This is a genomic window from Motiliproteus coralliicola (assembly GCF_003345655.1).
Classification (GTDB): domain Bacteria; phylum Pseudomonadota; class Gammaproteobacteria; order Pseudomonadales; family Balneatricaceae; genus Motiliproteus; species Motiliproteus coralliicola.
Genome location: NZ_QQOH01000002.1, coordinates 412,820 through 425,966, shown reverse-complemented (window position 1 = coordinate 425,966; position 13,147 = coordinate 412,820). Strand labels below are relative to the sequence as shown.

10 protein-coding genes are annotated in these 13,147 nt (G+C 57.9%); 8 read left to right on the top strand and 2 right to left on the bottom strand.

What is annotated here, in order from left to right:
* Nucleotides 1–4: 4 nt before the first annotated feature.
* The 3 genes from DV711_RS08780 (at nucleotide 5) to DV711_RS08770 (ending at nucleotide 3,007) form a co-directional block, all read left to right on the top strand.
* Entirely contained in the window at nucleotides 5–598 is a 594-nt protein-coding gene (locus tag DV711_RS08780) for an SIS domain-containing protein (RefSeq protein ID WP_114695298.1), read from the top strand.
* A 2-nt stretch (nucleotides 599–600) separates the two neighbouring features.
* Nucleotides 601–1,176 carry a BON domain-containing protein gene (locus DV711_RS08775; protein ID WP_114695297.1) on the top strand — a complete coding sequence of 192 codons (576 nt, stop codon included), beginning with the start codon at nucleotides 601–603 and terminating at the stop codon, nucleotides 1,174–1,176.
* 193 nt (nucleotides 1,177–1,369) lie between these two features.
* Nucleotides 1,370–3,007, top strand: coding sequence for a Na/Pi cotransporter family protein (locus DV711_RS08770; protein ID WP_114695296.1), 1,638 nt, complete (start codon nucleotides 1,370–1,372; stop codon nucleotides 3,005–3,007).
* A gap of 86 nt (nucleotides 3,008–3,093) precedes the next feature.
* Here DV711_RS08770 and DV711_RS08765 read toward each other — a convergent pair whose 3' ends face one another.
* A complete protein-coding gene (locus DV711_RS08765) occupies nucleotides 3,094–4,398 on the bottom strand; it encodes a M18 family aminopeptidase (RefSeq protein ID WP_114695295.1) in 1,305 nt (434 codons plus the stop codon).
* 1 nt (nucleotide 4,399) lies between these two features.
* Entirely contained in the window at nucleotides 4,400–4,855 is a 456-nt protein-coding gene (gene bamJ / locus DV711_RS08760; protein WP_424398988.1) for a BamJ family beta-barrel-assembly machinery protein, read from the bottom strand.
* A 167-nt stretch (nucleotides 4,856–5,022) separates the two neighbouring features.
* Between bamJ and DV711_RS08755 the strand changes: the two genes are divergently transcribed.
* The 5 genes from DV711_RS08755 to DV711_RS08735 all read left to right on the top strand — a co-directional run bounded on the left by DV711_RS08755 (nucleotide 5,023) and on the right by DV711_RS08735 (nucleotide 13,103).
* Nucleotides 5,023–7,074, top strand: a complete 2,052-nt coding sequence (locus DV711_RS08755; RefSeq protein ID WP_114695293.1) for a carboxy terminal-processing peptidase — start codon at nucleotides 5,023–5,025, stop codon at nucleotides 7,072–7,074.
* 32 nt (nucleotides 7,075–7,106) lie between these two features.
* Entirely contained in the window at nucleotides 7,107–8,549 is a 1,443-nt protein-coding gene (locus tag DV711_RS08750; RefSeq protein ID WP_114695292.1) for a hypothetical protein, read from the top strand.
* A gap of 238 nt (nucleotides 8,550–8,787) precedes the next feature.
* On the top strand, nucleotides 8,788–10,470 hold the full coding sequence (rpsA, locus tag DV711_RS08745) for a 30S ribosomal protein S1 (protein WP_114695291.1): 1,683 nt from the start codon (nucleotides 8,788–8,790) through the stop codon (nucleotides 10,468–10,470).
* Between the two features lie 168 nt (nucleotides 10,471–10,638).
* Nucleotides 10,639–11,928 carry a sulfite oxidase gene (locus DV711_RS08740; RefSeq protein WP_114695290.1) on the top strand — a complete coding sequence of 430 codons (1,290 nt, stop codon included), beginning with the start codon at nucleotides 10,639–10,641 and terminating at the stop codon, nucleotides 11,926–11,928.
* 143 nt (nucleotides 11,929–12,071) lie between these two features.
* Nucleotides 12,072–13,103: a c-type cytochrome gene (locus DV711_RS08735; protein WP_207802586.1), complete on the top strand. Its 1,032-nt coding sequence runs from the start codon at nucleotides 12,072–12,074 to the stop codon at nucleotides 13,101–13,103.
* Nucleotides 13,104–13,147 lie beyond the last annotated feature (44 nt).

Here is a 13,147-nt window from a genome sequence, read left to right as displayed (position 1 = left end):
GGCTATGGATCTGCAACAACGCGTTATCAACCACTTTCATCAAAGTCTCGACCTCAAAGCCCATGTGATCGAGACCTTCACACCCCAGATCGCCCAGGCGGCCGAGCAGCTGTTTCACTGTCTAGTGGCCGAAAATAAAGTTCTCTGTTGTGGCAACGGCGGCTCAGCCGCGCTGGCACAGCACTTCAGCGCCCTGATGCTGAACCGCTACCAGCACGAACGCCCCGGTCTGCCCACGATCACCCTCGGGGCCGAGAGCGCCACCCTGAGCGCTATCGCCAACGACACCCACTTTACCGATGTCTACGCCAAGCAGATCCGCGCCCTGGGTCAGCCCGGCGACATTCTGCTGACGTTCAGTTCCGATGGCCGCTCCACCAGCCTGATCCAGGCGATCCAGGCGGCCCACGATCGCGGTATGGGCGTGATCGCCCTGACCGGCGGCGACAGCAAGGATATCGGTGCGATCCTCAGCAACAATGAATTGGAGATCCGCATTCCCAGCCCTTCTAAGGCGCTGGTGCATGAGGTACATTTGCTGGTCACGCACGCGCTGTGCGACCTGATTGAACATCAACTTTTCGGTGGATACGAGTAATCATGAAAGCCCATTCCATTGCCGTTATTGTCCTGCTCAGCCTGTTTGGTCTGTCCGGCTGCTCCAATCTGATCAGCGCCACCAAGGAGGAGCCGATCAACGAAGAGCCGACCACCCGCACCACCGGTAGTTTTATCGATGATGAGCTGATCGAGATTAAATCGCTGGTCAACATCTCCAAGGCCTCCGAAGAGCTGAAGCAATCCCATATTGCCGTCACCAGCTTCAACGGTATCGTGCTGCTGACCGGCCAGGTTCCTAACGAAAATGCCCGCCAACTGACCGAGTCGGTGGTCGGCCAGGTCCGTAAGGTCCGTAAGATTCACAACGAGCTGAGCGTCGCAGGTCCGACTTCGGCGATCGTACGTAGTAACGACACTTGGCTGACCGCCAAGATCAAAGCCAAGATGCTGGCCGAAGAGAATCTCAAATCCACCCGCATCAAGGTCGTCACCGAAAACGGCGCCGTCTACCTGATGGGCCTGGTGAGCGAAGATCAAGCCCGCATGGCCGTGGAGATCACCCGCAACACCGTTGGGGTACAGAAGGTCGTGAAGATGTTCGAATACGTCAGCTGATACCAGTTAGCCTCCAGCCCGGCTGATTTCAGCCGGGCTATCCCCCTCCGTCGATACCAGCCCCCCACCCTCCCAAGCCAGCACACGTTACCTGACAGCCGTTCCGATGGCCCCTACGTCCAGGCCGTGCTAAAACTTTCTATAGCCTTTCGCAACGGCACCACACTCAGTAGCAGCCCCCAGGGAGTGGTCGATGGCTGACAGCAGTCTTCTTGAGCAGTTTCCCGGTTTGATCCAAAGCCTCGGTGGCCTCGGGCTGTTCCTGCTCGGCATGGTGATTATGACCAGCGGATTGAAGGCACTGGCCGGGGAACGACTTCGCGATTGGCTGATGCGCTCAACCCGCACCCCAACCTCAGGGGCTCTGGTTGGCGCCTGTTGCACGGCTCTGCTTCAATCCTCCAGCGCCACTACCGTCGCGGCAGTCGGTTTCGTCGCCGCCGAACTGATGAGTTTCAGTCATGCGCTGGGTATCATTTTCGGCGCTAATCTGGGCACCACCATCACCGGCTGGCTGGTGGCCCTGCTTGGCTTCAAGCTAAAACTCAGCACCCTGGCCTTTCCGCTGATCTTTATCGGCACGATGTTGAAGCTGTTTGGCCGCGGCCGTCTGGCCGAGGGCGGTCTGGCACTGGCCGGTTTTGCACTGATATTTATCGGCATCCAGCAATTGCAGCTGGGTATGACCGGGTTACAGCAGCTGTTCAGCTTCGAGCAACTACCCGCCGATACCCTGGGCGGGCGACTGCAACTGGTGCTGCTGGGGATCGCCTTTACCCTGGTGACTCAATCCTCCAGTGCCGGCGTTGCCACCACCCTGACCGCGCTGCACAGTGGCTTTATCGGTTTCGAGCAGGCCGCCGCGCTGGTGATCGGCATGGATATCGGCACCACCGTCACCGCACTGATGGCGACCCTGGGCGGCTCAGTCGGCAGCCGCAGAACCGGTTACTCCCATGTGATCTATAACCTGTTGACTGGCGTCATGGCCCTGCTGCTGATCGGCCCTTTCGTCTGGCTTTGCGGGCAGATTGATCCCCAGTTACCGCAACAGCAGGCCGAGCTGTCACTGGTCGCCTTCCACAGCAGCTTCAATCTGATCGGCGTGCTGCTGATCCTGCCGTTCAGCCGTCAATTTGCTGAGCTGCTGCAGCGTTTGGTCCCCGATCGCGCCCCCCGCTATACAGGCAATCTGGACCCGATCCTGCTAGAGCAGCCCGAGCTGGCCCTCAATGCGGTACAACTGAGCCTAGATCGTCAGTTGGCCGCGCTAACCGGTCACACCAATGCCTTGCTCGGTGACCCCCAGTGCCAGAGGGTCGAACTGGCACCTTTGCAGCGGGCACTGGACGATACTCACCAGTTTATCGATCAGATTCACCTGCAACCCTCCAGCAGCCTGAATTGGCAGCGACTAGTCGCGATGATCCATTCTCTGGATCATATGCAGCGGCTGCATGAGCGCTGTGAAGAGGAGGAGGATCGGGCCAGTTGCGCCCGGGTCAGCCCGGACCTGGAACAGGTCAGGCTGGGGTTAATCGACAGCAATCGGACCATTCTCGACGCTATCGCGCAGCGTCGCTGGCAACCCGCTGAGGTCGCCAGTCGCCAGACCCGAGCCGAAGTGGAGACGCTGGCCCCACCGCAACGGGATCGGATCGCCAACGCCATCGGCCATGGGCAACTGAATGTTCCCCAAGGTACCGACCAGTTGGAGGCGCTACGCTGGCTCAGACGGGTCAGCCATCACCTTTGCCGGATCAGTCATCACCAACATCAGGCCGCTCTCAGCAGCGGCAGCACCATACCGAGATCAATCGGACGCTCTTAAGCGCAGCAACTAGCCCCGATTGTCCCGGGTTCTTATTGCCGATTAAACCGCTGTTGCACCCAACCTCGGTAGAGCCGCTGTAGCATCTAACCCTGGTAGAAACGCTGTAGCACTCGGAACAGGTTATAGGCGTCTTCGCTGCCGGCCAGTTCGCGAATCGAGTGCATGCCGAAGGTCGGCACCCCAATATCCAACGTCGGGACGCCAATCCGGGCGGCGGTTAACGGCCCGATGGTGCTACCGCAGGCCATGTCGGTCCTGACCGTAAAGGCCTGCACCGGCACCTGTTCCAGTTCGGCCAGCTGACGGAACAGCGCACTAGTCTTGGAGTTGGTGGCATAACGTTGATTGGCGTTGATCTTGATCACCGGCCCGGCATTCAACAGCGGTCCATGGTTGGCATCGTGCTTGTCGCTGTAGTTGGGATGAATGCCATGGGCGTTATCGGCCGAGATCATCACCGAATTGGCCAGCATCCGCTGACGCGGCTCGATCTCCGGTACCAGTCGCTCCAGCAACTGCTCCAACATCGGGCCATCGGCACCCGAATCCGACACGCTACCCACCTCTTCGTGATCGTTGCATACCAGCAGCATGCCCTGATCATCATCACCTTGCTCCAATGCGCCCAGCATCGCCTGCAGACCGACGAAGCAGCTGAGCAGATTATCGAGTCGAGCCGAGGCGATAAATTGCCGCTGCAGCCCGATCATCGCCGGCGGATTGGTGTCGTAGCAGCACAGGTCAAAATCCAGCACCCGCTCGGCATCCGAGTCTTGGAGGCGCACCTGCTCCAGCAGCAACTCACGCAACTTCGGCTCGCTGTTCTCCGGTGCGATCGCCAGTACCAGCGGCAGATGCAACTGCGGGTTGACGGTGCGCTCCTTGTTAGCCTCCCGGTCCAGATGGATCGCCAGGCTCGGCACCACCGCGATCGGATCCTGGAAGTCCACCAGGCAGTGATTCAGTTCGCCCTTGGCATCGATATAGCTGACCCGCCCGGCCAGCGACAGGTCGCGATCGAACCAGGGGTTGAGTAAGGCGCCGCCGTAGACTTCGACCCCGAGCTGGAAGTAACCCTGTTTGACCCGCTCCGGCTGCGGTTTGACCTTCAGGCAGGGGCTGTCGGTATGAGCACCCACCATCCGCAGACCGGTTTCGGCCAGTGAGGCCTTCTTGGGAAGAACAAAGGCGATCACCGAGGCATCGGAGCGCACCAAGTAATAACGCCCCCCCGCTTCGAGCTGCCAGGCCTCACCCTCTTCCAAGCCGATAAAGCCGGCCTGCTTGAGTTCTTCCACCAGATTGGCGGTGGCATGGAACGGTGTCATGGAGCGCTGCAGGTAATCGAGCAGCGACTGGTTAAAGGTATCGGACTTGATCGCCAGCATGTTATTCGACCTCCACCAGCTCCAGTTCAAAGATCAGAGTCGACTGAGAGGGGATCTTCGGTGACGGGCTACGTTTGCCGTAGGCCAGTCCGGACGGGACATACAGTTCCCAGTGGTCTCCCTCCTTCATTAGCTGCAGCGCTTCCTGCCAGCCCGGAATCAAGCCGCTGACCGGAAACGACGCGGCTTCGCCGCGGGCGTAGGAACTGTCAAACTCGCTGCCGTCGATCAACATCCCCCGGTAATGGGCCCGGACCCGGTCCTGCAGCGTCGGTGACGCCCCGCTACCGCTCTTGAGTACCCGATACTGCAACCCGCTGTCGGTGGTGATCACCCCCGCCTTGGCCCCGTTTTCGGCCAGGAACTTCTGACCCGCCAGGGCGTTGGCTTCGGCTTGCTGTTCCAGGGTATCGATTCTCGACAGCAGCTCGTTGTCACATCCGGCCAAAGTCAGCACTACACTAATAGTCAATAAAAGCTTAGTCAGAGTTTTTGTCACAGTTATCACCGCCGGCTCCATTGCAAAGGGTACAGATGGTATCCTGCCGTTTGGGAACCTGCCAGCGCTTTGGTCGGTCCTAACTCTGTGTAAGCGTCATCTAAAACAATCGGTAACCTTTGCCCATGCGATCCATCTCATCATTGTTTACGCTGTTGTTGACCCTGACCTGGTTCGGTACCACGCCGGTACAGGCCAGTTACTCGACACTGGAACCGGACCCCGTCCACCAGGAGACTCTCAAGAGCCTGGCCAAGACCCTGCGTTTTGGTCACTACAAGAAGCGCTACCTGGACGACGAACTCTCTTCCGAGTTGCTCGATCTGCAGCTAGAACGTCTCGACCCGTCGAGGCTTTATTTCCTGCAATCGGATATCGACGAGTTCGAACAGTACCGCCACCACTTTGATGACGCGATCCGCGCTGGCGACAGCGAGCCGGCGTTCATTATCTACAACCGCTACCAGCAACGGGCCACCGAGCGGCTCAACTTCATGCTCGGCCTGATTGAGCAAGGGCTGGACAAGCTCGACTTTGCCCGCGACGAGCGAATCGTGACCGAGCGCAGCGAAGCACCCTGGCCCATTGATCATCAAACTCAAGACCAACTCTGGCGCAAGCGATTGAAAAGCCTGGTTCTGAACCTGAAGCTTTCCGATAAAACCCTTGAAGATGCCGCTAAGACCCTGAGCCGACGCTATAAGAATCAGTTGCACCGGCTGTCCCAAAGTACCGCCGAAGATGCCTTCGGGGTGTTCGCTAACAGCTATGCCGGCCTGTTCGACCCCCATACCCAGTATTTCTCGCCAAGATTGACCGAAAACTTCAACATCAACATGCGGCTGTCGCTCGAAGGCATTGGCGCGGTGCTGCAGATCCAGGACGAGCACACCCGGGTCGTACGCCTGGTTCCGGCTGGGCCCGCCGACAAGCAGGGTCAGCTGAAGCCGTCGGATCTGATTACCGGGGTTGGTCAGGGAGAAGAGGGCGAGATTGTCGACGTGGTCGGCTGGCGCCTGGACGAAGTGGTCGAACTGATTCGAGGACCTAAGGGATCCACCGTACGACTGCAGGTCAGCGCCGCCGAAGACAAAGGCAAGAACCCGAAGGTTATCCGCATCGTTCGCAACAAGGTCAAACTTGAAGAGCAAGCGGCACAGAAAAAACTGCTCGAGATCGAACGCGATGGTCAACCCTACAAGCTGGGTGTCATCAGTATCCCGACCTTCTACATCGATTTCCGCGCGCTGCAGGCGGGCGATCCCAACTATCGCAGCACCACCCGTGACGTTGAACGCCTACTCGGCGAACTGATCGACGAAGGCGCCCAGGGGCTAATCATCGATCTGCGCAACAATGGCGGCGGTTCGTTGAAAGAGTCGGTGGAGCTGACCGGGCTGTTTATTCCGCAAGGACCGGTAGTGCAGATCAAGGACGCCTGGGGTCGCATCCGAGTGGAGTCGGACCATAACCCGAAATTCTTCGATATCCCGCTGGCGGTGATGGTCAACCGGCTCAGCGCCTCGGCCTCGGAGATCTTTGCCGGCGCCATCAAGGATTACAATCGCGGTCTGGTGATCGGCAGCCAGACCTACGGCAAGGGCACCGTGCAGGCCCTGTTCCCGCTCAATCACGGTCAGCTGAAACTGACCCAACAGATGTTTTACCGGATCTCCGGCACCAGCACCCAGAACAAGGGCGTGACGCCCCATATCTCCCTGCCCGGCCGCTTTGATATCACCAAGGTGGGTGAAAGCAGCGAGTACGGCGCCCTGGCCTGGGATCAGGTCAAAGCCCTGCCCCACAACAGCAGCCAGGCCCTGTCACAAAGCCAACTGGCCGCAATCGAGCAGCGCCACCGCCAGCGCGCCGATACCGAACCCGATCTGATCGCACTCAAAGAAGAGTTCGATCACCGTCAACAGCGCCAGCTCGACAGCCTGCCACTGAATGAACAGGCGCTGCGCGAACTGCGCCAGCGTACCGAAGCGGAACAGCTGCAGATCGAAAACCGCCGTCGTCACGCCAAAAATCTGCCCCAGTTGGCCACCCTGGCGGAGCTGCAGGCCGAGCAACCTAGCAATGACGATATTGACCTTGAGCAGGATGCGCTGTTGCGCGAAGGCACCGAGATCCTGATCGACCTACTCAGCATCCAGACCACGGCGATGCACTGACCTGGTAGATTAACAACGCAACAGGATCTTCTATGTCCCCCAAACAGATCATTATGATCGGCATCGGTGTGGTTGTGCTGGCCATCGCCGGTGTTGCCGGCTACTTCATCTCGATTGAAGTCGAGAAGGTCCATAGCGAGAACGTCGAAAGCCTGGCTGACTTCGGTTCCAAGGTGATTCCGATGTCTTCCGGTCCCGACGGTGCCACCTACGGACTGGAAGATGGTCAGGTGCAACTGCCTCCCTCAATCCAGGAGAAAAAACTCTCGCCCACCGAAAAGGTCATTCTGGCGTTGAGCCGAGACAAGGATGAGTTGCTGGTCGAAGTTACCAAGCTGGAACATGAATTGGGGCAGTTAAGCGTTCCGTTGAAGGAACTGCGCAGCTACCAGGCCGAGAATGAGCGCTTCGCCCCGGAGCGCCTGACCGAAGAGCGTGTTCGCGCCCAGAGCATCCTGCGCGAGTACTTCGACACCTCCTCCGATGTCGCCGAGTTCAGCCGTTTCCAGCGCCAGGCGGTCCATCTGGCCAGTGCCAACCTGTTTACCGAAATAGTCCGCGCCAATGGCCTGATCCTGTTCGAAGAGGTCAAAGACCAACTGATTAAACTGCTGCCCTCCTACGGCCTCTGTCTCGGCGAGAACCTGCCGTTTGTCACCAATAATCGAGCCGAAGAGATACAGATCCTGCAGGCGCTGTCGGATGACGGTACCGATTCGCTGACCGGCAACCTGGGACAGGACTACCAGAGCATCCACCTCCCCTGCCTTAAGGCATTGAATCGCCAGGTCGACGAACTGCTCAAACGCTCCGATCTGGATCCGGCCAAGGTGGTTAAACCAACCCAAAAGACCGGAGAGCGCATCGAGCATGTGCAGGCCGAGCCCGTTGTTGCACCGATGGTTGTGACCAGCGCCTCCGCCGCCGACGGCTCCCCCACCAACCAGCTGATCTCCTCGCTGGAATCCGACAAAGCCCAGCTGCTGGCACGGGTGATCAGTCTCAAACAGCAGCTGGAAGACCAGACCAAAGAGCTTGCGGAACTCGAACAGTACCGGCAAGGCACCGAGCGCTATGCGCCGCTGCCGATCGCCGAGGAGCGCAAGCGTGCCCATGAAATCCTGAACCAGCTGTTCGAGCAGCTGCGCGAGACTAACCGTTTCAGCAACTTCCAAAAGCAGGCCATGAGCCTAGCAGCGGCCAACCACTATGCCGCCTTCAGCAGAAAGAACCGTTTGATCCTGAACGAGCAGACCAAAGACGAGATCATCAACAACCTGCTGACACGCTATGCCTTCTGTTTTGCCGATAACCTGAAATTCGTTATCGACAATGCCCTGAGCGAACGGCAACTGCTCAACGCCCTGCGCGAGCAGGATCTGGAATACATGCCACCGGCGTTACAGCGCACGGTTGCAGAGTTCACCCAGCCTTGTGCAGAACAGCTGGACCAACAACTGCAGGCATACCTCTAACCTCGGCCTCCCCCGCGAGAGGCCGGAATCGGATAATTTTCGCCGCTTTCTATGCACAGCGGCGAGATCTCCTGTATAATTTTGCATCTTTTTATCTTTTGCGTGCTATGAACCGTCAGCGGGGCACGTGTAAAGATACTATTGAACTGACCTGTATCGCTGACAATACAGGCTTACTGTGGAGTCTGACTTGGGTACCCGGAACGGGGCCACAGGTTGCTCCCGTATAGGACTAAAAATGAGCGAAAGCTTTGCTGAACTGTTTGAGGAGTCGATCAAAGAGATCGACATGAAGCCAGGTTCACTGGTAACCGGTACCGTTATCGACATCGACGACGACTGGGTTACTGTTAACGCCGGCCTCAAGTCCGAAGCAGTTATCCCCCGTGCACAATTCGTCAGCGCCTCCGCCGAACTGGAGATTGAAGTTGGTGACGAAGTGACCGTAGCTCTGGAAGCTGTTGAAGACGGCTTCGGTGAGACCAAACTGTCCCGCGAGAAAGCCAAGCGTGCCGAAACATGGCAGAAGCTGCAGAAGGCCTTCGACGCAGAAGAGACTGTTACTGGTGTCATCAATGGCAAGGTCAAGGGTGGCTTCACTGTTGCGATCAACAACATTCAGGGCTTCCTGCCTGGCTCTCTGGTTGACGTGCGTCCGGTACGCGACGTAGACCACCTGGAAGGTAAAGAGCTGGAGTTCAAGCTGATCAAGCTGGATCCCAAGCGCAACAACATCGTTGTTTCCCGTCGTGCCGTTCTGCAAGAAGCCAACAGCGCTCAGCGTGAAGAGCTGCTGGCCACCATCCAGGAAGGCATGGAAGTTAAAGGCTTCGTTAAGAACCTGACCAACTACGGTGCATTCGTAGATCTGGGCGGTGTTGACGGCCTGCTGCACATCACCGACATGGCTTGGAAGCGTATCTCTCACCCGAGCGACATGCTGACTCCGGGCGACGAGATCACCGTTAAGGTCATCAAGTTCGACAAGGAAACCGGTCGTCTGTCTCTGGGTCTGAAGCAACTGCAGGAAGATCCGTGGGCCGACATCAAGCAGCGCTACCCGTCCAACACCAAGGTTGCTGCTCGCGTTACCAACCTGACCGACTACGGCTGCTTCGCGTCTCTGGAAGATGGCGTTGAAGGTCTGGTACACGTTTCCGAAATGTCTTGGACCAACAAGAACATCCACCCGTCCAAAGTTGTTCAGGTCGGTGATGAGATCGAAGTTATGGTTCTGGACGTCGACGAAGAGCGTCGTCGTATCTCTCTGGGCATCAAGCAGTGCACCGGCAACCCGTGGGTTAGCTTCTCTGAGAAGTTCTCCACTGGCGACAAAGTTTCCGGCACCATCAAGACCATCACCGACTTCGGTATCTTCGTTGGTCTGGAAGGCGACCTGGACGGTCTGGTACACATGTCCGACATCTCCTGGGAAGCTGACAACGAAGCTGCACTGCGCAACTTCAAGAAAGGCGAGCAGGTTGAAGCGGTTATCCTGTCCATCGATGCCGAGAAAGAGCGCATCTCCCTGGGCATCAAGCAGCTCGACGGCGACCCCTTCAGCGACTACGTTGCTGCCAACAACAAGGGCTCCATCGTTACTGGTACCGTCAAGTCTGTTGACGCCAAAGCCGCTCAGATCGAGCTGGCCGAGAGCGTTGAAGGCTTCATGAAGGTTTCTGAAATCAGCGTAGACCGCGTCGAAGACGCCCGCGACGCGCTGAAAGAAGGCCAGCAGGTTGAAGCCAAGATCATCAACGTTGATCGTAAGAACCGTTCGATCAGCCTGTCGATCAAGGCTAAAGACGCTGCCGACGAGAAGGAAGCGATCCAGCAGCTGAACCAGCAGCAAGCCGCCGAAGTATCCGGCCCGACCACCATCGGTGACCTGATCAAGCAGCAGATGGAGAACAAAGGCTAAGCCTTTGATCCATACGCAAAGCTGAAAAACCAGCTGATAAAAAGGAGCACCTCGGTGCTCCTTTTTTTGTGCATCCCCGACAACCCCGTCTACAATTTTCTAGATCTTAGCTAAACGAGGTAGCCATGACGGCATAGCACCCAATCCCCTCATCAAGAGGAAAACCCCATGGATAACAAAACGAAGTCAACTGTCAGTGAATTCTTTGCGGCCAATCCGCAAAAGGCAGACAAAGAATTTTTTGGCCGCACTTCATATGCAGACCGTCGCGGCTTTCTTAAAAACGCAGGCCTGGCAACCATGATCACCATGGTTGGAGGCGCCATCCCCTTTCACCGCAACATGCCCTCCGGGCTGATTCCGGCGGCCTTTGCCGACGAGGCTGTACTGGTCGGAAAAGACGGGCTAACCCTGCTCAACGACCGCCCCGTCAATGCCGAAACCCCGCCGGCATTGCTCGATGATCCTATCACCCCGACAAACCGACACTTTATCCGGAATAACGGCATACCTCCCAGCGAGGTAAACCCTGAAACCTGGGAGCTGACCATCGACGGCTTGGTCGAGAATCCGCTGACGTTGAGCATCGCCGACCTGAAAAAGCAGTTTGAGGTGGTCACCCGAGCCCTGACGATCGAGTGCGGAGGCAATGGCCGTGCTTTCTTTGACCCACCCGCCAAAGGGAACCAGTGGACCTATGGCGCAGTGGCTTGCTCGGAGTGGACCGGAGTACGCCTCAAGGACGTCCTCGAAAAGGCCGGGGTACAGAAAAGCGTTGTTTACACCGCCCACTACGGCGCCGACGCCCATCTTTCCGGCAAGCAGGGAAAACTCCCCATCTCCCGGGGTCTACCGATCGACAAGGCAATGACCGACAACATTCTGATCGCCTTTGAGATGAACGGTGAACCTCTACATCCCCACAACGGCGCCCCCCTGCGCCTGGTTGTTCCTGGCTGGCCCGGATCCTGTTCGCAAAAATGGCTTAAGCGTATTCAACTGCGCGATGTGGTCCATGACGGTCCTAAGATGACCGGAACCGCTTACCGGGTTCCCAACCGTCCTGTGGCTCCGGGCACCAAGGTGGATAAGAAAGATTTTGTCATCATCGAACGCATGCCGGTTAAGTCATTGATCACCTATCCGGCCAACAATGCAGTTTCAGGCCTGGAAACCGAAGTTCGAGGCCACGCCTGGTCGGGTGACCGCACGGTTAAGAAACTGGAGATCTCGATCGATTTTGGGGCGACCTGGCAAACGGCTGAACTCGATAGCCCCGTCAATGACGGCGCCTGGCAAAACTGGCTCGCCAAGGTCAAATTCCCGCAGTCGGGTTATTTCGAAGTCTGGGCACGGGCCACCGATAGCGAGGGAGTGATGCAGCCTTTCGCCATCAACTGGAACCCCAAGGGCTACCTCAACAACACCATGCACCGAGTGGGACTCAACGTCTCCTGACAAGCCAACACCGGGCATCCTGACGAGGTGCCCGGCTTTAGCTACCGACCACCCGGACCTAATCCAGCAGCACCCGACCAAGCTCGAAAACTTACTACCTGCTGACCCTGGTCATCACGACAGCAGACCTGTGGAGCCCACCCGTGCAAACGAGACCGATCGTACCCTCAACCATTATCGCGACACTGCTCGGCACCCTGCTGCTGCCAGCCGGTGCCGACGCAAGCAGTGTCCTTGAACAACGACTGGCTACTGCAAACCCTGAAAAAGGGGCAAAGCTGTTTCGCCTGTGCGCGGCTTGCCACTCAATCAACAACGGCGGTGAGAACAAGATCGGCCCCAATCTGTACGCACTCATCGGACGTAAGATTGCCACCCATGCCGGCTTTGGCTACTCCGATGCGATGAAAGAGCAAGGCGGGAACTGGACGCTGGAGCGCTTGGACCGCTTCCTGGCCGACCCGGGCAGTACCGTTAAAGGCACCCGAATGACCTTCGCCGGGCTCAAGAAAGACCGGGATCGCGCCGACCTGATCGCCTATATGAATAGCCAGTCCTCCGCCCCCTTGAGCTTTATCGGCTCAGCAAGCAGCGAAGCCAAAGCGACAACAGCGACGGAGGCTTCAACATTCGGCCTTCTGGTACCCGCCCCAGGCGTCGAGGTCACCTACTACACCTGCACGGCCTGTCATTCCGAGCGCCTCGTGGTCCAGCAAGGACTGACCCGTACAGGCTGGGAAGAGATCTTCGATTGGGTGATACAGGAACAAGGGATGGCGGAACCCTCCGCAGAAGATCGTCAGACCATCCTGAACTATCTGACGGCCCACTATAATACCGACCGCCCCAACGCCCCGAAGAACAGTAATGCCACGGCGACAACCACACTCACAGCCCCTCAAGAACAGCTACCCGATGGCGCCGGAACAGAAGCCTCCGAGTACGGGGTCCTTTTTCCGGCTCCCGGTGTTGATACCACCTACTATGCCTGCACCGCCTGCCATTCCGAACGAATCATTGCGCAGCAGGGACAAACCCGCGAGGGCTGGGACGAAGTGATTGACTGGATGATCGACGAACAGGGACTGGACAAGCTCGACGATGCCGATCGCACCGTGATCCTGGATTACCTCTCCACTCACTACGGGCCGGATCGTAAACATTTTGTGAAATGAGCACCGCTCAAACTAGCTCTACCCACAGCCTCGATCACCGTCAA